Source organism: Neisseria sp. P0009.S007, assembly GCF_051962515.1.
Window position 1 is genome coordinate 1 of the sequence record NZ_JBQCVF010000450.1, and the last position, 1118, is coordinate 1118.

A 1118-nucleotide genomic window follows, 5' to 3' on the forward strand; every position below is an offset into this window, starting at 1 on the left:
CCTCGGCTGCCTTGCATTTATCAAACAACAAAAACACACATCAAAATGACCTACCACACACTTTCAGACGGCCTGACTGAATCTTCAGTGAAAACCTTTTGGCCTTTATGGCTCAGTTTTCTTTGGATTTGTGCCGTCCCTTTTCTCTCACTCTACCGAGTCGGCCCACTGCCCAGCTTTTATTTGGAAGCCATCTCACTGAGCGGATCATTGGTACTGACATTGATTAGCGCACACAAAGGCCTGCTGAATATCCGCCTTCCTGCACTCAGTATCGGCTTGTTTGCCATGGCCGCATTTTGGTCGCTCCAAGCGCGCCTCATGCATTCCACCTACCCCGGTATGAGCGATATTACCGCCTGGACCTTTGTCATTTTGGCACTGGGCGCATGGTCGGTGCAGGGCTGGATAGCAGCTTACGGACAGGAACGCATCGTCAGCATCCTTGCTTGGTCTTTATTGATAGGAACAACCATACAGGCCGTCATCGTCTGGTTACAATTTAAAGGATGGTCCAACGTAGAGTGGTTGAACGGCATCATTGCCCGAAGCAGCGGCACCGTAAACGGTCAACTCGGCCAGCGCAATCATTTGGGACATTATTTAATGTGGGGTATTTTGGCGGTATCCTATTTATGGACGACGCGCAAAATGTCGAATGCAGCAGGTTTTCTGTTCGTATTGGCTTTGACTGCGACCCTCGGCCTTGTCAACTCGCGCACCATCTTAGGCTACATTGCCGCCCTATTCCTGATTACGCCGTTATGGTTTTGGCGTACCCGTTTCCAACACAAACGCGCACTGTGCATTTTCCTTCTGACTGCAATCCTGGCCGCTGTTTTCCAATTCGGCATGGGCAGCCTGTTGGATTTGTTTGGCAACATCAAATACGAAACCGCTGTAGAACGCGCAGGCACCAGCGGTTTTGAAGGCTCCATGCGCCAAATCGAATGGAGCAAGGCATGGATTGCCTTTCAATCCGCACCTTGGTTCGGTCATGGCTGGAACAGCTTTGCCCAGCAAACCTTCCTGATTAATGCACAACAACAATACTTCCCCAACAACATCCTCGGCGTACTGTTTACCCATTCGCACAATATCGTCATGCAGTTATTGTC

At 50.1% G+C, this 1118-nt stretch carries 1 protein-coding gene; it reads left to right on the forward strand.

The window, feature by feature from the left end; genetic code table 11:
- Positions 1-45: 45 nt before the first annotated feature.
- Positions 46-1118 (forward strand): O-antigen ligase family protein (locus ACTHS3_RS13975; RefSeq protein ID WP_440368250.1); only part of this gene is annotated, 1073 nt, incomplete at its 3' end.